General features: G+C 53.1%; 20 protein-coding genes. 18 read left to right on the top strand and 2 right to left on the bottom strand.

Annotation, left to right across the window (positions count from 1 at the left end; genetic code table 11):
- The first annotated feature begins 38 nt into the window (after positions 1 to 38).
- From thrS to E6072_RS07860, 16 genes are all read left to right on the top strand, one after another.
- Complete coding sequence (gene thrS / locus E6072_RS07785) at positions 39 to 2,048, top strand: threonine--tRNA ligase (protein WP_316694903.1); 2,010 nt, start codon at positions 39 to 41, stop codon at positions 2,046 to 2,048.
- A 3-nt stretch (positions 2,049 to 2,051) separates the two neighbouring features.
- A complete protein-coding gene (locus E6072_RS07790; protein WP_316694904.1) occupies positions 2,052 to 2,615 on the top strand; it encodes an HIT domain-containing protein in 564 nt (187 codons plus the stop codon).
- 14 nt (positions 2,616 to 2,629) lie between these two features.
- Positions 2,630 to 3,244 carry a phosphatidylinositol phosphate synthase gene (gene pgsA / locus E6072_RS07795; protein ID WP_316694908.1) on the top strand — a complete coding sequence of 205 codons (615 nt, stop codon included), beginning with the start codon at positions 2,630 to 2,632 and terminating at the stop codon, positions 3,242 to 3,244.
- The gene (locus tag E6072_RS07800) at positions 3,245 to 4,195 is read left to right on the top strand and encodes a phosphatidylinositol mannoside acyltransferase (protein ID WP_316694910.1); all 951 of its coding nucleotides are present in this window, start codon (positions 3,245 to 3,247) and stop codon (positions 4,193 to 4,195) included. It begins immediately after the preceding gene.
- Complete coding sequence (locus E6072_RS07805; protein WP_316694912.1) at positions 4,192 to 5,319, top strand: glycosyltransferase family 4 protein; 1,128 nt, start codon at positions 4,192 to 4,194, stop codon at positions 5,317 to 5,319. The genes E6072_RS07800 and E6072_RS07805 overlap by 4 nt, the downstream gene beginning before the upstream one ends.
- A gap of 77 nt (positions 5,320 to 5,396) precedes the next feature.
- The gene (locus tag E6072_RS07810) at positions 5,397 to 6,737 is read left to right on the top strand and encodes a PrsW family intramembrane metalloprotease (RefSeq protein WP_316694913.1); all 1,341 of its coding nucleotides are present in this window, start codon (positions 5,397 to 5,399) and stop codon (positions 6,735 to 6,737) included.
- 1 nt (position 6,738) lies between these two features.
- Positions 6,739 to 7,326: an NUDIX domain-containing protein gene (locus E6072_RS07815; RefSeq protein WP_316694915.1), complete on the top strand. Its 588-nt coding sequence runs from the start codon at positions 6,739 to 6,741 to the stop codon at positions 7,324 to 7,326.
- Between the two features lie 88 nt (positions 7,327 to 7,414).
- Positions 7,415 to 8,176, top strand: a complete 762-nt coding sequence (locus E6072_RS07820) for a YebC/PmpR family DNA-binding transcriptional regulator (RefSeq protein ID WP_316694916.1) — start codon at positions 7,415 to 7,417, stop codon at positions 8,174 to 8,176.
- Between the two features lie 9 nt (positions 8,177 to 8,185).
- Complete coding sequence (locus tag E6072_RS07825) at positions 8,186 to 8,824, top strand: crossover junction endodeoxyribonuclease RuvC (protein WP_316694917.1); 639 nt, start codon at positions 8,186 to 8,188, stop codon at positions 8,822 to 8,824.
- Positions 8,825 to 8,863: 39 nt separating this feature from the next.
- Positions 8,864 to 9,463: a Holliday junction branch migration protein RuvA gene (gene ruvA / locus E6072_RS07830; protein ID WP_316694918.1), complete on the top strand. Its 600-nt coding sequence runs from the start codon at positions 8,864 to 8,866 to the stop codon at positions 9,461 to 9,463.
- A gap of 9 nt (positions 9,464 to 9,472) precedes the next feature.
- A complete protein-coding gene (gene ruvB / locus E6072_RS07835) occupies positions 9,473 to 10,597 on the top strand; it encodes a Holliday junction branch migration DNA helicase RuvB (protein ID WP_316694919.1) in 1,125 nt (374 codons plus the stop codon).
- A 47-nt stretch (positions 10,598 to 10,644) separates the two neighbouring features.
- On the top strand, positions 10,645 to 11,085 hold the full coding sequence (gene yajC, locus E6072_RS07840; RefSeq protein WP_316694921.1) for a preprotein translocase subunit YajC: 441 nt from the start codon (positions 10,645 to 10,647) through the stop codon (positions 11,083 to 11,085).
- Between the two features lie 41 nt (positions 11,086 to 11,126).
- Positions 11,127 to 13,010: a protein translocase subunit SecD gene (gene secD, locus E6072_RS07845; RefSeq protein ID WP_316694922.1), complete on the top strand. Its 1,884-nt coding sequence runs from the start codon at positions 11,127 to 11,129 to the stop codon at positions 13,008 to 13,010.
- Positions 13,007 to 14,095, top strand: coding sequence for a protein translocase subunit SecF (gene secF, locus E6072_RS07850; protein ID WP_316694923.1), 1,089 nt, complete (start codon positions 13,007 to 13,009; stop codon positions 14,093 to 14,095). Before secD ends, secF begins: the two co-directional genes overlap by 4 nt.
- Positions 14,092 to 14,631: an adenine phosphoribosyltransferase gene (locus tag E6072_RS07855; RefSeq protein WP_316694924.1), complete on the top strand. Its 540-nt coding sequence runs from the start codon at positions 14,092 to 14,094 to the stop codon at positions 14,629 to 14,631. The genes secF and E6072_RS07855 overlap by 4 nt, the downstream gene beginning before the upstream one ends.
- A gap of 83 nt (positions 14,632 to 14,714) precedes the next feature.
- A complete protein-coding gene (locus E6072_RS07860) occupies positions 14,715 to 17,042 on the top strand; it encodes a bifunctional (p)ppGpp synthetase/guanosine-3',5'-bis(diphosphate) 3'-pyrophosphohydrolase (protein WP_316694926.1) in 2,328 nt (775 codons plus the stop codon).
- Here E6072_RS07860 and E6072_RS07865 read toward each other — a convergent pair.
- Together E6072_RS07865 and E6072_RS07870 are read right to left on the bottom strand one after the other, a co-directional pair.
- Positions 16,986 to 17,579, bottom strand: a complete 594-nt coding sequence (locus E6072_RS07865; protein WP_316694928.1) for a hypothetical protein — start codon at positions 17,577 to 17,579, stop codon at positions 16,986 to 16,988. The genes E6072_RS07860 and E6072_RS07865 overlap by 57 nt on opposite strands.
- Before the next feature lie 89 nt (positions 17,580 to 17,668).
- Positions 17,669 to 18,424: an MBL fold metallo-hydrolase gene (locus tag E6072_RS07870; protein WP_316694929.1), complete on the bottom strand. Its 756-nt coding sequence runs from the start codon at positions 18,422 to 18,424 to the stop codon at positions 17,669 to 17,671.
- 131 nt (positions 18,425 to 18,555) lie between these two features.
- Between E6072_RS07870 and E6072_RS07875 the strand changes: the two genes are divergently transcribed.
- Positions 18,556 to 19,896 (top strand): DUF349 domain-containing protein, encoded by a 1,341-nt coding sequence (locus E6072_RS07875; protein WP_316694930.1) that lies wholly within the window; start codon positions 18,556 to 18,558, stop codon positions 19,894 to 19,896.
- A gap of 28 nt (positions 19,897 to 19,924) precedes the next feature.
- Complete coding sequence (locus tag E6072_RS07880; protein ID WP_316694931.1) at positions 19,925 to 21,304, top strand: UTP--glucose-1-phosphate uridylyltransferase; 1,380 nt, start codon at positions 19,925 to 19,927, stop codon at positions 21,302 to 21,304.
- The last annotated feature ends 23 nt before the right edge of the window (positions 21,305 to 21,327 follow it).

Here is a 21,327-nt window from a genome sequence, read left to right on the forward strand (position 1 = left end):
GCCAGGTAATTACTTATCCGTAACTAGGAGGATCGAACGTGGCAGCACAGGCAGCAGGACTGATTAACGTCCAGATTGCAGGAGAAATTCAAGAGGTAGCTGCCACTTGTACCGGCCTAGATCTGTGGGGCAAAGACCGCAGCGTGGTAGCTATGCGGGTCGCGGGTGAACCCTGGGACCTGGCGCGTACCCTTCCCGAGGGCGCCCAGGTAGAACCGATTACCGCTGACAGCGAAGCCGGGTTAGAAATTATTCGCCACTCCGCCACCCACGTCCTCGCCCAAGCGGTGCAACAGATTTACCCTGATGCCAACCTGGGAGTAGGTCCCTACATAACTGACGGTTTTTACTACGATTTTGGCAATATCGATCCGGTAACCCCCGAGCTGTTAAAAGACTTGGAAAAACGGATGAAGAAAATCGTCAAAAGCGGGCAGCGTTTTGTGCGTCGGGAAGTAGGTGACGAGGAAGCCCGCCGCGAACTAGCCGATCAACCCTACAAGCTGGAACTGATTGAATCCAAAGGTCACGGCTCGGATCAGGCGGAAGGAGCCAGCGTAGAAGTCGGAGCAGGTCAGCTTACCATTTATGACAATGTAGACCGCAACGGGCAGCGCGCCTGGAAAGATCTGTGCCGCGGGCCGCATGTGCCTAATACCCGCTATATCGGTAACGGCTTCGCCCTCACCAAGTCTTCCGCAGCCTATTGGAAAGGTGATCAAGCAAATGATCACCTGCAGCGTATTTACGGCACTGCCTGGGCCAGCAAAGATGATCTAGTTGCTTATCAAACCCGTACGCGTGAAGCCGAACGGCGCGACCACCGTAAACTGGGACGCGAACTGGATCTGTTCTCTTTCCCGGACGAGATTGGTTCCGGTCTGCCGGTATTCCACCCCAAAGGCGCGGTTATCCGCAACGAAATGGAAGAATACTCCCGTAAGCGGCATATCGAATCCGGATATTCCTTTGTGTACAGTCCCCACATCACCAAAGCAGACCTGTTCAAAACCTCTGGTCACCTAGATTGGTATGCAGATGGCATGTATCCGCCCATGCACCTGGACGAAGAGCACGACCAGGCAGGCAATATCACCAAACAGGGGCAAGACTACTACCTGAAACCCATGAATTGCCCCATGCATAACCTGATTTTCGCTTCTAAAGGGCGTTCTTACCGCGAGTTGCCGCTGCGTCTTTTCGAGTTCGGTACCGTCTACCGCTACGAAAAATCCGGGGTGGTGCACGGACTAACCCGCGCGCGCGGATTCACGCAAGATGATTCCCACATTTACTGCACTCGCGAGCAGATGCGAGACGAGCTGGCCAGTCTACTGACTTTCGTTCTTGATTTGCTGAAAGATTTCGGTCTCGAGGATTTCTATTTAGAACTGTCCACTAAGAATCCCGCTAAGTTTGTAGGCGACGATGATACTTGGGAAGAAGCTACTCGCACTCTGGAAGAGGTAGCGACTGCTTCCGGTCTGAAACTGGTACCCGATCCGGGTGGGGCTGCCTTCTACGGGCCAAAAATCTCGGTACAAGCTAAGGACGCGATCGGACGTACCTGGCAAATGTCAACTATCCAGTTGGACTTTAACCTGCCGGAACGTTTCGACCTCACTTATACGGCCGCCGATGGCTCCCGCCAGCGTCCGGTTATGATTCACCGTGCCTTGTTTGGCTCCATCGAACGTTTCTTCGGGGTGCTGCTAGAACACTACGCGGGCGCTTTCCCGGCTTGGCTCTCTCCGGTACAGGTACGCTGCGTACCGGTAGCCGAAGCCTTTAATGATTACCTATTCGAGGTTGCTGACCAGCTACGCAAACAAGGAGTCCGGGTAGAGGTTGATACCTCCGATGACCGCTTCGGTAAGAAAATCCGTAACGCCTCTAAAGATAAAATCCCCTTTACCCTAATTGCGGGGGGAGAGGACGCCGAGGCGGGAGCGGTTTCCTTCCGTTACCGGGACGGTAGTCAAGAAAACGGGGTGCCGATCGAGCAAGCAATCACCAAGATCACTGCTGCGATTGCAGAACGGAAATAGCAGATGACGTCGCTGGATTCGACTTCGCTACCAACAGAGGATTCGCGCGCTTTCGGGGCTGTTCCCGATGCGTTCCAACGCCTGTGGACTCCCCACCGTCAGGTATATATTTCGGGTGAAGAACGCCCGCAGACTAAGAAGAGCGAAGACTGTCCGTTTTGCGCCGCCCCGCATCGCAGTGACGAGGACGCCCTCATCGTGTATAGAGGCGAAAAAGTTTTCGCCCTTATGAACCTGTTCCCCTATAACTCGGGACATATGTTGATCTGTCCCTACCGGCATATCTCTGAATATATCGAGCTTGAAGAAGACGAGCGCGCCGAATTTGGGGAAGTAACTACGAGGGCGATTAGAACCTTGAAAAAGGTAGCGAACCCGGACGGTTTTAACCTGGGGATGAATCAAGGCGAAGTTGCCGGAGCGGGCATCGCTGGACACCTGCACCAACATATTGTTCCTCGCTGGGCAGGAGACGCTAATTTCTTCCCCCTGATTGCCCGTACTAAGGCAGTGCCGCAGCTTTTAGGGCAGGCACGCGAGCAACTAGCCAGTGGCTGGCAGGAGTAGACAAGGGGTAGTTAATGCTTGGAAACCATGGAAGAGGTCTCGCCCGCGCTATTTTTACTTCCCCCGCTAAGCTCTTAGCCAAAGCGGGGGTAACCCCGAATATGGTGACTGTTGCCGGTACCGTAATCAATATGGCGCTCGCAATAGGGCTGCTGGCACGGGGGTATTTAGCACTAGGGGGAATCTTGATTGGGATAACCGCTTTCGCGGATTCCCTTGATGGGGTACTCGCGCGCCTCACCAAGCAAACCAGTGAATTTGGGGCGTTCCTTGATTCCTCTTTAGATCGCCTAGCTGACGGCGCTATTTTTGGTTCCCTGCTTTATTGGGCGATTAGCGGAATGGCTCCGGGAGGAATCCGCACCGGCACCATAATCGCCGGTATTTGCGCCCTGGTGGGAGCAGGCGCGGTTCCCTATGTGCGGGCTCGCGGCGAATCCTTCGGGGTAGTCGCCAAAGTGGGAATCGGGGAGCGCACCGATCGCCTAGTAGTCGCCTTAGTGGGGGCAGGTATTACTGATCTGGGGGCTCCCTTGGTTTGTTTTCCGGTTGCTCTTTCCTGGGTGGCTATCGCTAGTTTCATAACCGTGGGGCAAAGAATTTTTTACGTCAGAAAGCACCTTAAATAAGTGAAAACTGGTATTTTTTCGAACGAGCACCTTGCGCGCTCAGGCTTAAAACTGCTGTCGCAGGTGCCGTTGCCTCTTGCCCAGGGGATCGGGAATTTGATCGGGGAAGTGCTCTACCGGATAAATACTTCTGGCGCTCAGCAATATCGGAAAAACCTGCTGCACTTGGGGATCGCCGACAACAAAATCGAAGAAACTGTGCGCCAGGGTCTAAAAGGATATATGCGGTTATTTTCCGAAACCGCTTTATTGGGAAACTTTTCTGACTCCCAGCTGCTGTCTCGGGTGCGGATCGGCGGGGATCGGGAATCATTACTGGAAGACTGCGGGCGCGGCAATGTTTGCTTAGCGCTTACCCATTCCGGAAACTGGGATTTAGCGGGTTACTTTGCAAGTAAAGAAGTAATCCCGGTACTTACGGTAGCCGAAAAAGTAAAACCGGAAGCTCTATTCCAAGCTTTTACTCGAGTGCGCCGCCAAGCTAATATGCGGATAATTGCGGTGGAAAAGGGCGAAAAGCCGTTCCCTAAGCTAGTGGCGGCTGCCGGCGAAAAAAACTACCTGATTCCTTTGCTGGCTGATCGCGATATTACCGGTCGCGGGATCGAAGTTACTATCGGGAAAACTAAAGCTCTGGTCGCAGCGGGGCCAGCGGCGCTTGCCACAAAGATTAACGCCCCGCTTTACTGCGGACATATCGCTTTGGAAAAGTTAGGGCGCGCCCGCTCGGGAGCAGCCGGTTCCCGCTGGGGAATAGTGATAAACATTTCCGGGCCAATAAAGCCAGATAGAGTAGAAAATATGACTAAGGATTGGGCTAGCCGGGTTGGGGAAATGATTAGGGAATCCCCCGAGTCCTGGTTCATGCTACAAAAATTGTTTGTACCTGATCTCGATCCGGAGCGTTTAGCGCGAGCTCGCGAACGCGCAAAGCAGGAGACGCAGCTATGAAAATAGGAATCGTTTGTCCCTATGCTTATGACGTTCCGGGGGGAGTGCAGTTTCATGTGCGCGACCAGGCGCAGGAGTTGCGTAAACGCGGACATGAAGTTTCAGTATTTGCCCCGGTAGAAACGGATTATAGCGAGGATGGATTCATAAATGCCGGAAAAACTTTCGCGATTCCCTATAACGGTTCTATTGCTCGCCTGGCATTTGGGCCGCGGGTGGCGGCTCGCACTCGCCAATGGGTTACCACCAGTGATTTCGATATTTTGCATGTGCACGAACCAGCCACGCCCTCGGTATCTCTAATTGCATTGCAACATGCGCGCTGTCCGGTAGTGGGTACCTTCCATGCTGCCCTGGAAAGATCACTGCTCTATACCCTGGGCAAACCGGTGGTGCAATCGGTAAAAGAGAAGCTCAGTGCGCAAATCGCGGTATCAGAGGAAGCAAGGCGCACTTTGCAACGCTATCAAGATGGGGATGCCACGGTGATTCCCAATGGGGTTGACTTCCAGGCGTTCGCTGGGGCAAGTCCCAGCCCAAAGTGGCAACAAAGTGAAGAATCGCCAGTGTTTTGTTTCTTAGGGCGCCTAGATGAACCCCGAAAAGGCCTGTCGATCCTAGTGGAAGCCATCCCGAAGGTGCTAGAAAAATACCCTGCCGCCCGCTTCTTAATTGCCGGTCCGGGCACGGGAAGTAAAGCACGCGCTGCCCTTGAGCCTTTTGGGAAAAGCGTAGAGTTTTTGGGTGTGCTTAGTGAGGAGGAAAAAAAGTCGCTTTTTAAATCCGCTACCGCCTATATTGCTCCCCAAACCGGGGGAGAATCCTTCGGGATTGTACTGGTAGAAGCAATGGCAGCTAATTGTCTGGTCGTTGCTTCCTCAATTCCCGCTTTCTCTGCGGTACTTCAAGAGGGCAGGCTTGGGGAAATTTTTACTTCCGAGGACGCAAATTCGCTGGCTGAAAAGTTGCTAGCAGTGTGTGAGAATAGACAAGCAGCCTCCCGACTAGCTAGTTGCGGACATCAAGGGGCGCAGCGTTATGACTGGTCAATCGTAACTGACCAAGTTCTAGCAGTCTATGAACGCTGTCGGGAAGATAAAAAAGACAGCGGGCGTGGCCGCTAGTAAGTTTTGTCAGTGCAAAGAAGAGAAAAACTAATCTTCCAGTTTAGACTAGAGGTAGCTCCAGAAAGGAGGAACAGGTGAGCCAATCGAATCCCGAATATCTGCCGGATTCCCCCGTTAAGGCGGAAATGGGCACCAACTATCCTCCGGTAACCGAACAGCTAGTTGCCAGTTACAGTTTTGATGCTCTCAGTTTACCTGCGGATCCTCTGATTCCTCATCCTGCTGTCTCCCAGCGGGTATCTGCTCAGCCACTACTGGTCGATCCTGGAGCGGAAAAAGCCAACAGACGTTCGCGCCTGCGCTCGTTCCCCTGGCTAGAATTAGCGTGTTTGCTGGCTGCCGGGGGCGGACTTACCTATTTGGCACTTTTTATTTCTTCAGAAGAATCAATAACCACCACTATCGGGGCGGTATTTGCCGCGTTGCTGCCGATGGCGGTGGTGGTCATTGTGATGGTGTGGCTAGATCGCTGGGCGCCAAAACCCTGGTGGTTACTAGTAATCGCGTTCCTTTGGGGGGCAGGGATCGCCTCCGTATGTGCGTTGGGGCTTAACACTATGTCCGGGAAAGCCCTGCAGTCAGTAGATGTGGGGCCTACTCCTTTTCAATCTTTTGGACTGCTAGCCACCATTGTGGCTCCCATAGTTGAAGAGTCTTTAAAAGGTCTCGGGGTAGTCATCATCATGTTGGCCAGGCGCCGCTCAGTGAAAAGTCCGCTAGATGGGGTAGTGATAGCCGGAATCCTCGCTGCTGGCTTTGCTTTCACCGAAAATGTGCTTTACTTTGCGAGGTTTTACGAACAACTCCCGGTAGTTTTCTTTATGCGGGCAATGCTGGGACCTTTTGGTCACACCGTTTACACTTCGATTTTTGGTCTGGCAGTGGGAATGGCGCTTACCCGGATCGCCTCGCCAAAAATGCGTTTCATTCTTCCTGCTTCTGGTCTGGTTTCTGCTATCTGCCTGCACGCTGCCTGGAACGGATTGGCAACCTATTCGGCGCTGCTTTTCGTGGTTTCCTATGTGTTTTTCTGGGGGCCGATGTTCATCACTTGGCTAATAATTAACCTGGTGGTGTCGGTACGTCAACGTAATGCCATCGAAAGTGGTCTCCAGGCATACATTGGCGCTGGTTGGATCGATGTGCGTGAAGCACAAATGCTCTGTTCACTGTCTGGCAGGCGTCGGGCTCGACGGTCGGCGCGTACTATCTCGCCTGCTGCTCGCCGCGCATTGTCAGAATTCCAACAGGCGGCTACGGTCTTGGCGCTTAACTATGTCGCCAGTTCTCACCGCGGACTCTCAGAGGGAATCGAAAAAGAGAACGAGGAAGCCGTGAAGCAGCTACTGGCGGCGCGGAGACATTTTGCTGTTGCCTGTACTGCGGTCGGAGCATACCGGATGGGGCGTTCCTAGAGTGAACTCCGGTTTTCATCTGTCGCGTCCCCTCCCAAATCCTTTTCCGCCTAACGGAGGAAATCCTCTCGGCTCAGACTGGGTGGTCGATGCCGATGGCTACCCGGGACGCCACGCTGCCAGGGTAGTGGTCATTGATTCCTTAGAGCGCCTCCTCTTAATCAGTGGCCATGATTTTTCTGACCCTACCCATCGCTGGTGGTTCACCCCCGGAGGTGGCATTGAGGACGGAGAAACTCGCGCGCAGGCTGCCTTGCGTGAACTCAAAGAGGAAACCGGGTTAGAGCTGAGGCCTGAGCAACTTCAAGGGCCGGTGCTTTACCGCGAATCCCTATTAAAATTTCGTAAACTATGGGCTATCCAGGCAGAACATTTTTTCTTAGTGCGTTTAAACGAGGAAGGTCCCCAGATTGTCACTGCTGATTGGACATCCTCGGAAAAACAGCTTTTAGAGGCGGTTCGCTGGATTCGGCTGGACGAACTGCCGTACTTGGCTAAGCGAGAAACTATTTACCCAAATTGCCTGCCAGCCTTAGCGCAGCAGTGGCTAAGCGGGTGGGATGGCCGCCTAGAGACCGTCTATGATTAAGCCTGTTTAGACGGTTAGGGTGCAAAAGCGCTAAAATCAGGCTTGGTATTTCGAAAACTAATTGTGCTAGCGGGAATAAGGAGAGCGAATGTCGGGTCACTCAAAGTGGGCTACCACCAAACATAAGAAAGCGGCAATCGACGCTAAACGGGGAAAACTATTTGCCCGTTTGATTAAGAATATCGAGGTAGCAGCCCGTACTGGCGGCGGGGATCCGGCGGGAAACCCCACCTTATTTGATGCGATCCAAAAGGCGAAAAAGAACTCGGTACCGGCCGATAACATCAAACGGGCAGTTAACCGTGGTTCTGGTGCAGAAGCAGGTGGGGCGGACTGGCAAACCATCTCTTATGAAGGTTATGGCCCTGGCGGGGTAGCAATGCTGGTCGAGTGTCTTACCGACAACAAGAACCGCGCTGCGGCCGATGTGCGTACAGCCTTTAGTAAGAACGGCGGCAACCTGGCTGATCCTGGTTCCGTTTCCTACCTATTCAACCGGATCGGAGCTATCGAGGTAGCTAAGGCCGAGGGCGTAGACGAAGATACCATTTTGATGGCGGTTCTAGATGCAGGCGCCGAAGAGGTAGAGGAAGGTGCGGAAACCTTCACAATCGTTTGTGATCCCACAAATCTAGTTGAGGTGCGCAAGGCCTTGCAAGATGCCGGCATTGACTACGACTCGGCTGAAACCCAGTGGAAAGCTACCACGCAAGCAGAGCTGGATCTGGCGAAATATCGCCAAGTAATGCGGCTTATTGATGCCCTAGAAGACAGTGATGACGTACAGGACGTATTCACGAATCTCTCGGTAAGCCCCGAGGTACAAGCCCAATACGAGGAAGAAGAATAGGCTGCATCTTTGCGGATTATCGGGATTGACCCCGGTCTTACTCGCTGCGGGATCGGGATCATTGATATGGATTCGCAGCGGCGCGCCCAGCTGGTACATGTCGAGGTCGCCCGGTCTCCGCAAAATATGGCTTCCCATTTCCGCCTAGATAGGATTCGTCGCCGGATTGCAGCAGCTATCGAAGAGCATCATCCGGAAGTCATGTCGATTGAGCGGGTATTTGCGCAAGACAATGTGCAATCAGTTACCTCCACCATGTGGGTGATGGGGATAGCTATGAGCGAAGCCGCCGCCCACAAATTACCGCTAGCTATCCACACCCCCTCGGAGGTCAAAGCCGCAGTTACCGGCTCGGGGGTAGCTGATAAAGCTCAAGTGCAGCATATGGTGCAACGGATTTTACGGATGGATAAAGTGGTACGGCCTGCCGATGCTGCCGATGCTTTAGCGATCGCGATTTGTCATGGTTGGCGTCAAGACGGCCTGCAGGGAGCGAGTCGGGATGGTACCGTTAACGTTTCCTTATCGGGCAAGATTTCTGCCCGCGGAGCTCTCACCCCCGCCCAAAAACTCTGGGCACAGGCGCAGGCAGCAAGCCGACGTACCGGGGCGGTTGATCCGCGGCTTAGGCGAAATAAGAGCCAGTAGGATAGCGTTTATTACGTAGCCAGCTAGCGGAGATTCTATATGATTACGCATTTATCAGGAACCATTGAGGAAGTAAGGCTAGATAAAGCCACTATTGACGTGTCCGGTGTAGGCTATAGTTTCTTTGCCACTCCCGCCACTTTGTCGACCTTGACCGCGGGACAAGAGACAAAAATCTTAACCCACTTGGTGGTGAGGGAAGATGCCTGGCTACTTTTCGGCTTTGCGGGAAGCGACGAACGTGATATTTTCTCTACTCTAATCACGGTTTCTGGGATCGGCCCAAAGTTGGCATTGGCGGCTCTGGCGGTATTTAGTCCCGATGAATTGCGGGCAGCAGTTTCCCGCGGTGACCTGGCGGCGCTCACCCAGATTCCGGGGGTGGGTAAGAAATCTGCGCAAAGAATCCTGGTAGAAATTGGGGATAAATTGGGCGAACCTGCCGCAGAAGCGGCCGGCTCTACCGGCGGTATTGGCAGCGCCGAACGCGAAGAGGTTTGCCATGCCCTAGAACAGCTAGGCTGGCGAACCCCACTGGCACAAAAGGCGGTTAAAGAAGCGGCTGAAGCTAATTCGAGGGCCCAAGTCCCAGAGCTTTTACGGGCGGCCTTACAATTGCTGGGTAAGCATCACGCATAGGGGAAAAAGGTGGAAGAAACAAACGAATGGGCGATTAGCTCACCGGTAGGGCCGGGAGCAGATGAGGTCGAACGAGCTGCCGAGGCAGCGTTGCGTCCGAAAGATCTGGACTCTTTCGTAGGGCAAGAAAAAATCCGCCGCCAGTTAGATTTGGTGCTAAAAGCAGCTATCGGGCGGGGAGCTACCCCTGATCATGTACTTTTAGCCGGGCCGCCTGGTTTAGGAAAAACTACCCTGGCGATGATTATTGCCCACGAGACCGGAACTTCCCTTCGGCTAACCTCCGGGCCGGCGATTCAACACGCGGGCGATTTAGCTGCGATTCTTTCCGCTCTGCAAGAGGGAGACGTGCTGTTTATCGACGAGATCCACCGCTTGGCGCGCACCGCCGAAGAAATGCTCTACCTGGCGATGGAAGATTTTCGCGTCGATGTAGTGGTGGGTAAAGGCCCGGGTGCGACCTCGATTCCCTTGACTCTGCCCCCGTTTACAGTGGTGGGCGCTACTACTCGTTCTGGATTGCTACCTGCGCCTTTGCGGGATCGTTTTGGTTTTACTGCCCATTTGGACTATTACAGCACCGCCGAATTAGAACAAGTTTTAACCCGATCAGCGCGCTTGATGGAGGCGGAACTAGATCCGCGGGCAGCCTCAGAAATGGCGGCACGTTCGCGAGGAACCCCCCGAATTGCTAACCGTTTGCTCCGCCGAGTAATCGACTATGCCCAGGTACATGGAGACGGTACCCTCTCTTTGGAAGCCGCTAAAGCCGCCCTCGACCTGTTCGAGGTAGACCCGGCCGGTTTAGATCGTTTGGATCGTTCGGTCTTAGAGGCTCTGTGCAAACGCTTTGCTGGCGGACCGGTGGGGCTGACCACTTTGGCTGTTTCCGTGGGGGAGGAACCCGAAACCGTAGAAACTGTTTCGGAGCCTTACCTGGTGCGGGAAGGCTTCATTGCGCGGACTCCTCGCGGGAGAGTTGCTACCGATAATGCGTTTACTCACCTGGGGATCACTGCCCCAAACCGAGGCGCGGAAGCCTCACTTTTTGACTTGCCGGGAAGCGAATCAGGGGGCAACTGGTCACAAAACCGGCCAAAACCGGCTACGAAAGATGAAACAGACGTCCTTTAACGCTTAGAATCATTAAGGTTAAAGAATTTTAGACTGGAAGGTTAACAATGGGAAGTGGAGTACTTCTAGCCGTCATCGGCGCATTCTTATTGATGATGATTTTTTCTTCACGCAATGCCAAGAAGAAACAAGCAGAGCAGCGTGACAAACTAGCTAACGATATGGTGCCCGGCGCCTGGGTGATGACCACTTCAGGTTTTTATGGACGCTATGTAGACACCGATGGGGACGTAATCGTGCTAGAGACCTCGGATGGAACCGAAACTCTGTGGACATCCCGGGCGATTGTCAGCGTAGGAAACCCCCCGTTCGCTCCCGATACCGCGGATACTAACGCCGAGGACGCCGGGGACGCCAGCGCAGATAAAGCAGATAGCAACGAAGAGGCTAAGGATCCGGCGGTAGAATCCTCGACAGAAGAAACTCCAGTTGACGAGGAAAAAAACGAGGGTGCATCCTCTGATAGCGAATCAAGCGAAAATAACTAAATAGCGAAGAATAATCACCGTAGATAACGGAAAGAACAACATTGGCGAAGAAAAAATATCACGCCGGGCGCACACTGGCGTTTTTCCTGGTACTTGTGCTGGCTTTAACAGGGACCTTGCTGGTGGGGGTGCTCACTAAGAAGGCTAAACCGACTCCCTCTCTAGCTCTAGATTTGGAGGGGGGTACTCAGCTGATCCTCACCCCGAAAGCTAACGCTGCTTCCGGAGCGAAACGCGCGGTTACGGCTGAGGATATTACGCAAGCGATTGAGGTTATTCGGCAGCGTGTCGATGCTTCCGGAGTTTCCGAAGCGGAGATTACCTCTCAGGGGAACTCCAATATTTTGGTGTCCTTACCCGGTAACCCTTCGAAAGAAACTTTGGATTTGGTGCGCCAGTCTGCCGAGTTGTATTTCCGGGCGGTGCTTCGCTCGGCTCCGGGGGTTCCCCAATCGGTGATTGCTCAGCAGGCACAGCAGCAACAAGCTGGCAAGAAGCAGGCACAATCGGCAAATATCGATCCGCAAGCTTTCGCTAAAGAATTGGCTGATCTAAACCATGACGGCAAGATCAGCGATCAGCCTACCAGTCAGCCGAAAGATAATTCGGATGATGCCTGGATTACCGAAAAAGTCTTGGAAGAATTCTATGCCAAAGATTGTCAGCAAAAGAGTTCTTTGGAGGGCGGCTCTTCCGGAGATATTAAAAAACCGCTGGTAGCCTGCTCTAGCGAAGGACAGGAAAAATATATTCTTTCGCCGGCAGAGGTATCAGGTGCTCGGATTTCCTCTGCAGAATCTGGTATGGGTACCGGGGCTTCCGGACAATCCACCGGACAGTGGATTGTAAGCCTGTCTTTTGATAAGCAGGGGGCTTCCAAATTCGCCGATATCACCACCCGGATGATGAAGTACCGTCAGCAACCGGTTCCAGGAGAAAACGGTTTACCGGCGGGGCAAACCAATGACAAGAACCGCTTCGCCATCGTGCTGGATGGACTGGTGGTTTCAGCTCCCGGAGTAAACAACGCGATTACTAACGGTAAAGCGGAAATTTCGGGATCTTTCACTCGCTCATCTTCGACTGCCTTAGCTAACCAGTTAAAGTTCGGTTCGTTGCCACTTAACTTCGATGTGCAATCCGAGCAGCAGGTATCAGCAACTTTAGGTTCTGACCAGCTACGTTATGGGGTTATCGCCGGTATTATTGGTCTGATTTTGGTGGTGTTCTACCTGATCTGGCAATACCGCGGCCTAGCAGTTGTAGCAGTAGGCTCCCTGGTGAGCGCAGGGGTACTGCTTTATCTGACTTTGACTTTATTGTCCTGGGGGATGGGCTACCGCCTCTCCCTGGCCGGTATTGCCGGCGTGATCGTGTCTATCGGTACCACCGCGGACTCCTTCATTATCTACTTCGAGAGGATTCGCGACGAGGTACGCGATGGCAAAGCGCTATCTAGCGCGGTCAGCGTGGGTTGGGATCGGGCGAAACGCACGATCGTTACCTCCGACTTGGTGAACGTGCTAGCCGCTTGCGTACTCTACTTCCTGGCCGTGGGCGGGGTGCAGGGCTTCGCCTTCACCCTCGGGATCACTACCTTGATTGACTTGGCGTTAATCTTTATCTTCACTCACCCGATGATGGTGTGGCTGCTGCGCTTTAAGTTCTACGGTGAGGGTCATAAACTATCTGGTCTTGATCCGGAACACTTGGGGGCTCAGCGGGGAACCTATCGCTATGTAGGCGCGGGGCAAGTCCGTAAGATCCGCTCTGTTTACAAAACTAAGCCGGAAGAAGATTCAAACCAGCCCGCTGAGAGCAAAGCTGAGCAGTCAGAAGCGGCAAACGAGGATTCCAACCAGGATGATGCTGCCACAGATGAGTTAGCGTCAGTATCCGCGACGGACCAGGAGGAAGAAAAGTGAGTTTCGCAAGTTGGGGTAACGCCCTCTATTCTGGTCGCAAATCGTACCGGTTCATTGGCAACCGTAAATACCTGCTGATTGCGGGGGTGGCGCTAATGCTGATTTCAGTACTGGCTATGTCGGTACTGGGGTTGGAGCGTTCCATTGATTTTAAGGGCGGAACCGAGTTTACGGTTTCTTCAGTAGCCGGTCGAGATCAGGCTCCGGCGCAAAAAGTAGTAAATACGAATCCTAAATTGAAGGGGTCTTCGGTTAATTCGGTGGGAGCTTCTTCGATTCGGGTGCAATCTGTTTCGCTAGATATCACTTCTAAACGCCAGGTGGTATCGGATCTAGCGAAAGCCTACAACGTGCCAGAAGCTAAGGTAGCGGCGACTACGATTGGCCCGTCTTGGGGCGCAGACGTGACCTTTAAGGCACTGCAATCTTTGGTGATTTTCTTTGTCCTGGTAGCCCTGATGTTGTGGGCATATTTTAGAACCTGGACGATGGCATTCTCGGCGTTGTTCGCGCTGTGTCATGACGTGCTAATCACCGGTCTGGTTTTGGCACTGACTCGGGTAGAGATTTCCCCGGCCACCATTATTGGGGTGCTCACCATTTTGGGTTACTCCCTCTATGACACCGTGGTGGTCTTCGATAAAGTTCGTGAGCTTTCAGTTGATTTCGAGCAGCAAACCCGCTCGACTTACGGTGAGATCGTTAACCTGGCCATTAACCAGACGCTGGTGCGTTCGATCAATACCTCGGTAGTAGCGCTGCTGCCGGTGACCTCGATCCTGTTGATTTCCTGGATCACTCTCGGGGGCGGCACTCTGCGTGATATCTCGCTAGCGTTATTTGTGGGGATGATCGCCGGTACTTTATCTTCGATTCTGATTGCTCCCTCTATGCTGATGGTGCTGCGTTCTCGCACCGAAAAGATTTCCAGCCACACCCAAAAGGTACTGGCGAAACGGGCTGGCGGCAGTGAGCAAGTTGAGGGCAAGGAGACCGAGCTTTCCCGGGTGGCGCAGCCTTTGAAAGCTGGACATCACCAGGGACAACAGGCACAACCCAAACGCACACCCAGGAGCAAACGATGATAAACCCCAAACTCGCTCCCTTAGGAAAAATTATTCGCGATAATCTGCGCGATGTACCGGATTTTCCGCAAACCGGGGTACTCTTTAGGGATATTTCTCCGCTATTGGCTAACGGGGAAGCGTTTTCTCAGCTCGTGAAAGGACTAGCCAACTTTTATCGAGGTCGGGTCGATTTAGTTGCCGGCTTAGAGTCTCGCGGATTCCTGATTGCGGCTCCGGTAGCGGTCGAACTGGGTCTAGGTACCTTAATGATTCGCAAAGCCGGCAAACTTCCCGGTCCGGTAATCGGGATCGACTACGGCCTCGAGTACGGCAAATCTCGAATGGAACTGCAGCCGGATTCGATTAACGAGGGCGCGCGGGTCTTGGTACTCGATGACGTTTTGGCTACTGGTGGCACCGTAAATGCTTCGGCGGCGCTGATTAAACGGGCGGGTGGAATCGTAGAATCGGTGTGCGTCTTGATGGAGCTGGAAGAACTAGAGGGTCGCGCGCATATCGGCGATCTAGAATGTGAAGCCCTGACTCTGATCTAGCGTATTTACCTCTCCTTTCCTTTCCATTGGCATATTTAACTGGCGAATTGGGGAAATGACTGGTGGGTCACTAAACTATATGCATGAGTTCTATCACTCCCGATGAGGGCGCCAGCGCAGTTCCGTCCTCGCGGGTACGTGCTTCCTTGGCCTGGTTAACTGGGCGTTCAAAGAACATCGATCCCCATATTCAAGCCTTGGTGCGGGCTCTACGTGCCAATCATCCTAAAGCCGATATTTCCTTGATTGAACGCGCCTATCAGACGGCCTCACGCTGCCATGAAGGACAGTTTCGTAAATCTGGGGAGCCCTATATTACCCATCCGGTAGCGGTGTCCACTATTTTGGCAGAAATTGGGATGACCAGCACCACTTTGGCGGCGGCGCTCCTGCATGACACGGTAGAGGACACCGACTATACCCTGGAGCAACTGACCAGTGATTTTGGGGAAGAAATTGCCCTCCTGGTTGATGGGGTAACTAAACTCGACAAAGTTACCTACGGGCAGGCGGCGCAGTCCGAAACTGTGCGCAAAATGATCATCTCTATGTCCCGTGATATTCGGGTACTGGTGATAAAACTGGGCGACCGCCTCCACAATGCCCGCACCTGGAAATATGTTTCTCCCAAGTCGGCGCAAAACAAGGCGCGGGAAACCCTAGAGATTTTTGCCCCCCTCGCGCATCGCCTGGGGATGAACACCATCAAATGGGAGTTAGAAGATCTGGCCTTCAAAACTCTCTACCCAGACCTGTATGAAGAAATCGATAACCTGGTGCATGAACGCGCCCCAGAGCGAGAAAAATATCTGCGGGAAGTAATCGACAAGATCAAAGAAGACCTGCGGGTAAATAAGATTGCGGGACAAGTAACTGGCCGTCCCAAACATCACTATTCCATCTATCAAAAGATGATTGTGCGTGGCCGCGACTTTGACGATATTTATGATCTAGTTGGGGTGCGAGTACTGGTAGATACGGTGCGGGATTGCTATGCGGTTCTTGGGGAAATGCATGCCCGGTGGAACCCGATCCCCGGGCGTTTCAAAGACTATATTGCAATGCCTAAATTTAATCTTTATCAGTCGCTACATACTACGGTGGTAGGACCTGGGGGCAAACCGGTAGAAATCCAGATTCGTACCTGGGAGATGCATCGCAGCGCAGAATACGGAATCGCAGCTCATTGGCGCTACAAAGAAAACCCCAACGCTAAATCAGCCGGTGATACCAAAGGGGTATTGGCTGATAGTGGCGAAATGGGTTGGCTGCGCCAATTGGTGGATTGGCAAAAGGAAACCCAAGACCCGGGCGAGTTTTTGGATTCGCTGCGCTATGAAATGTCCGGTTCCCGGGTATATGTGTTCACCCCGGCCGGGGAAGTTAAAGAGCTACCCGCTGGGGCTACACCGGTAGATTTTGCATACGCGGTACATACCGAGGTTGGCAATCGCACCGTGGGGGCGAAAGTTGGCGGAAAACTGGTTCCTCTAGATACCAAATTGGAAAATGGGGATAGCGTTGAGGTGCTAACTTCCCGCTCTCCTAACTCCGGGCCTTCACGGGATTGGTTAAAGTTTGTGGCCAGTCCGCGTGCGCGCAATAAAATTAAGGCCTGGTTCTCTAAAGAACGTCGCGAAGAGGCTATCGAGGCAGGTCAAGGTCTTATCTCGTCCTATATGCGCAAGCAAAACCTACCGTTGCAGCGCCTGATGAGTCATGACACTATGACCGCCCTCGCCTCCGGGATGGGATATTCCGATATTTCTGCGCTTTATGCGGCTGTCGGTAGCCACCATGTTTCGCCAGCGCATGTGGTTGAAAAACTCATGGAAAGTGCCGGGGGAGAAGACGGCGCGGAAGAAACCCTGTCCGAGGCCGTGCTTCCCGAACAAGTAGAGGCGCGCCCTAGCGGTGGTAACGAAGGTACCGGGATCCAAGTAGAAGGGATGAAACAGGGAGAAATCTGGACGAAGATTGCCCGCTGCTGTAACCCCCTGCCAGGCGATAAAATCGTGGGGTTTGTTACCCGGGGTCACGGGGTTTCCGTCCATCGGGAGGAGTGTTCTAACGCTCAAAACCTGATGGCTCATCCCGAGCGGGTGGTGCCAGTTTCTTGGGCAGAGCATCCGACTGCAAAGTTCCAGGTTGAAATTGAGATCCAGGCACTTGATCGTGAGGGACTAATTAATGATGTTACCCAGGTATTGGCGGATTATCGCGCTAATATCTTGGCGGCTTCAATGAACACTTCTTCAGATCGGGTAGCTACTTCCCGTTACACCTTCGAAGTGGCAGATTCTCGTTACCTGCACGCGATTTTGAATGATATCCAAAAGATCCCGGGGGTGTTTTTAGCGAAACGCACCACCGGTACTTTGCGGAAACAATCGGTCAGCCAAAGCCAATAGGAGGGCGCGGTTCCAACAGTCCTTACCGGCCAGGTGGGGGTGTTGATCACAATAGTTCAGAGCAGCTGGCGGGCTAAGCAGATTGACTTTCCCTATGCGCACAAAATCATTAGTTGCGCCCAGGCTAGACCTAGCCGGTTGACTGTTTAAGTCGCCGCCGCCTCCTCTATTGCACCCGATTACGTAAATTCCCTGTTGCTTCAGGCGCAGCTGCGAGGGCGCATCTAGTTGGATCCAGTAGCGACAATCAGCTGCGCGCCGGGGACGGCGAAAACTTGCGATATAAATCGTCTGTGGGGGATGGGAGTATCCGGCCCAAACCCAGGCGGCAGAGTGAGCCGACAGGAAACAACCCCTAGGAACCAGGGGAGCCAAAAATAGGGCACGCCCATAGATGGATGCCAAAGTAACCGGCTCCGCCAGTAAATCAACCGCTCCGCAATGACTATGAATAAACCGACTACCGCGCAGTAGTGAGGATCGCGCTGCCCCTTGCAGCGACTGGTTCCCCAAGGCATCAACCAGGATTGCTTCCATGGACTTAGCGTTGCGGCACGAGCAACCTGAAACAAAGCTGCCAGCGCCTGGTAAGGAAAACGAAAACCTATTGCGGCTGTGGAAAACTGTTATCCCTGGTATCTAGCCTGCGCCAAGAAGGGGTTGTGGGCTTTTTCCAACCCAAATACCGTTGCCGATCCGTGTCCGGGAAGTAGCAGGGTATCCGGATGAATCACATTTTGTAGGGTGCGCAAAGTATGCAGCATTTGCTGGGAATCACCCCCGGGTAGATCAGTGCGACCTACCGAGCCGGCAAAGATCACGTCTCCTGATAAAGCCAGCTGGCGAGGAGGGTGTTTTTCCTGTCCCGATTCGCCCAGCCACTGATCGTAAATAGCGTCCATTTCCTGCTTTGCATTGCCGGACAGGGTCTCGGCTTCGAAAAGGAATAGTGTGGATCCTTCCGTATGCCCGGGAGCTGGAACTGCTCGCATAAAAATTCCCGGCGCAAGTTCTGCCCCTTCGCTGGTAGCTACCCCTGGCAATACCTGCAAATTTTCAGGTTCTTTCCAAGGAGAGAGCGATAGCTCATGCTCGGTACGTTCGCGAGGATCCAGTTTTTCGGGGTGGAAACGGTACTCATCGGGAGCCGGTATATAGACCGGAGCCTTGCCCGCAATAGCGTGGGCATCCCAAATATGGTCAGCGTGTCCATGAGTACACAGCACCGCCGCCACGGTTACCTCTAGGCGCTGCAGCGTAACTTGCAGCTGATCCAAGGCGCCAGATCCAGGGTCTACCACCAGGGCTTCCCGACTGCCGGGAGCTAAGAGTAAATAGGGGTTTTCACCATAGTAGGGTGCATAAAACTTTTCGATCCGCATAGGTTTATCTTAAAGGATGTGCGTCCTTGGTGGTTTAGTTGCTCTAAGGCATAATATGGTTAAGGAGCAATAAGCTCCGCGCGCAGGCGGCTAATCCTAGCCGCTAAAATAACTGATTTAAGGAAAAATTAGTGACTGAACAGCCCGATATCGCTCCGAAGCCCAAGCCCGTACCCACCCCGGGGAAGATTCACTTAGCGAAAGATAACCTACCGGTAAAGCCGGTAAGAACCCCTGATTTTTCTGCAGCCTTGCCTTTTGGGCGCGTTGATGACGAAGGACGTGTCTGGGTCAAAGACGGTGAAGCAGAACGCCAGATAGGACAGTTCCCGGCAGAGGTTCCCGACAACCCCCTTAATATCTATGTGCGGCGCTACCTGGATATAGCCGCCCAAGTGTCACTGTTTGCCGAGCGGCTCCCCAGACTAGCTGAACGCGAGATAGACCAGACCATGAAGTCACTGCGCGAACAGGTTAGTGAGCCGGCTGCAGTGGGTGATCTGCCGGCATTGCGGGAAAAAGTTGCGCAGCTACAGGAAAAAGCCGATCAGCGTAAAGAAGAGGCTGCCGCGCAACGGGCTGAAGCGAAAGAAGAAGCCCGTAAAAACCGCGAAAAAGTAGTAACGCGAGCCGAAGAAATCGCAGCGCAAGATTCTGCTCGCACCCAGTGGAAAAATTCCGGAAAAGAGCTCCGTGATCTGCTGGACGAGTGGAAACGCTTGCAGCATGCCGGTCCGCGGATTGATCGGGGCGTAGAAGATGAACTCTGGAAACGCTTTGCCAGTGCTCGATCCACCTTTGATAAGAAACGCCGCGCCTTCTTCACCGAGTTAGATGCCACCCAGGCGCAGGCCAAGGCCGCGAAAGAAGAATTAATCGCAGAGGCCGAAGCGCTCTCGGATTCTACAAACTGGGGTGAGACAGCTCGCGCTTACCGGGATTTGATGCAGCGTTGGAAGAGCGCGGGACGAGCTTCCCGCCGTGATGATGATGCCCTTTGGCAACGATTCCACCGGGCGCAGCAAAAGTTCTTTGACGCACGTAATGCCCAAAATGAAGCCGTCAATGCGCTAGAAGGGGAGAATCTGGCGAAGAAAGAAGCTCTGTTGCTAAAGGCGGAAGCCCTCAAAGAGCTCACCGACGTAGAAGAGATCAAGTCTCGCCTGCGACCTTTACAAGAGCAGTGGGACGAGATCGGCCATGTGCCGCGCGGCGATATCGATCGTGTGGAACGGCGAATGCGAGCAGTCGAGGATCACCTTCGCGACTTGGAAGAGGAAATCTGGCGTAAATCCAACCCGGAAACCAAGGCGCGCGCCGCAGGCATGGCGGGACAGCTTAAAGATCTTATCGACCAGATTAAGACAGAGATTGCCCAGGCAGAAGCTTACGGGGATACTAAAAAAGCGGCAGAGCTACAAGAATCCCTGAAAGCTCGGGAAGCTTGGCTAAAGCAAGTGGAGTCCTTTTAGAGGTAAAACGAAAACAAAGAGGTTTTAGATGAGCAAGTCAGGATTATCTCAGGCGAAACAAAAAATGGAGAAAGCTGGGGTTAGTCCGGCAGCAATCTCTGTTTTTTCTCACTACTACCAGGTGTTAGAAGATGGACACACCGGTTTTATTCCCGAGGAAACAATTTCTCCGCTGACCAGCGTTGATCGTCTGGAAGATAATCAAGTCACCCCGCAGCAGGCGCAGGCTGCGCTAGCTAAAACCGTGATGATTAAACTCAATGGGGGATTAGGTACCTCCATGGGAATGGATAAAGCTAAGTCCTTGTTACCGGTGCGCGAGGGGCTAACTTTTCTAGATATCATCTGTCAACAGGTGCTCGCTGCCCGTAAAGAGTACGGGGTAAGCCTGCCGCTGATTTTTATGAATTCTTTCCGTACTCAAGCGGATACCTTGGCAGCCTTGACGCGCTACCCGGACATTGAAGTTGCTGGTTTACCCCTGGACTTCTTGCAAAATCAAGAACCGAAACTGCGAGCCGATGATTTGACCCCGGTTGCTTGGGAAAAAGATCCCTCTTTAGAGTGGTGTCCGCCTGGTCACGGTGATATCTATACCGCTCTGTATGGTTCTGGATTGTTAGATAAACTCATTGAAGCGGGTTATCGCTATGCGATGACTTCGAACTCCGACAATTTGGGGGCTACCCCGAATGCGGAAATCGCAGGCTGGTTCGCGGCTAGTAGTGCCCCTTATGCAGCAGAGCTTTGCGTGCGTACTATTAATGATCGCAAAGGCGGGCATTTAGCGATCCGTAAGGCAGATGGACAATTGATTTTACGGGATACCGCCCAGACTCCGCCCGAGCAGATGGATTACTTTACCGACGAGCATCGCCATCCGTTCTTCCATACCAATAATCTCTGGTTTGACCTGGTGAAGCTGCGGGATGCCTTGGTAGAAAGAAACGCGGTATTGGGGCTGCCCCTGATCGCCAACCACAAGACGGTTGATCCTTCCGATCCAAAGAGCCCCGCGGTGATCCAAATGGAAACCGCGATGGGGGCAGCAATCGCTTCCTTTAAAGGCGCAACCGCCATTTTGGTACCCCGCAGCCGCTTCCTCCCGGTAAAAACCACTAATGAATTAGCTTTGTTACGTTCGGATATTTACGATCTTGACGAGGACTATCACCTGCGTAAAGTCAATGAACAAGATGTAGCAGTGGATTTGGATTCCCATTACTTTAAGAAGATCTCTGATTTTGAGGCGCGCTTCCCCCAGGGAGTGCCCTCCTTGCGGCAGGCTACCGGTTTTAAAGTTACCGGGCCGTTTAGCTTTGGTAAGGATGTAAAAGTTAAGGGACAGGTTAGTTTGGAAACCGCGGAAGAACAACTGGTGTCTTCTGGCAGCTGCCTGGCTGGATAAGGCTTTAGTCTCCAGGCATAGTC

The organism is Varibaculum cambriense (genome assembly GCF_032557235.1).
Lineage (GTDB): Bacteria > Actinomycetota > Actinomycetes > Actinomycetales > Actinomycetaceae > Varibaculum > Varibaculum cambriense_C.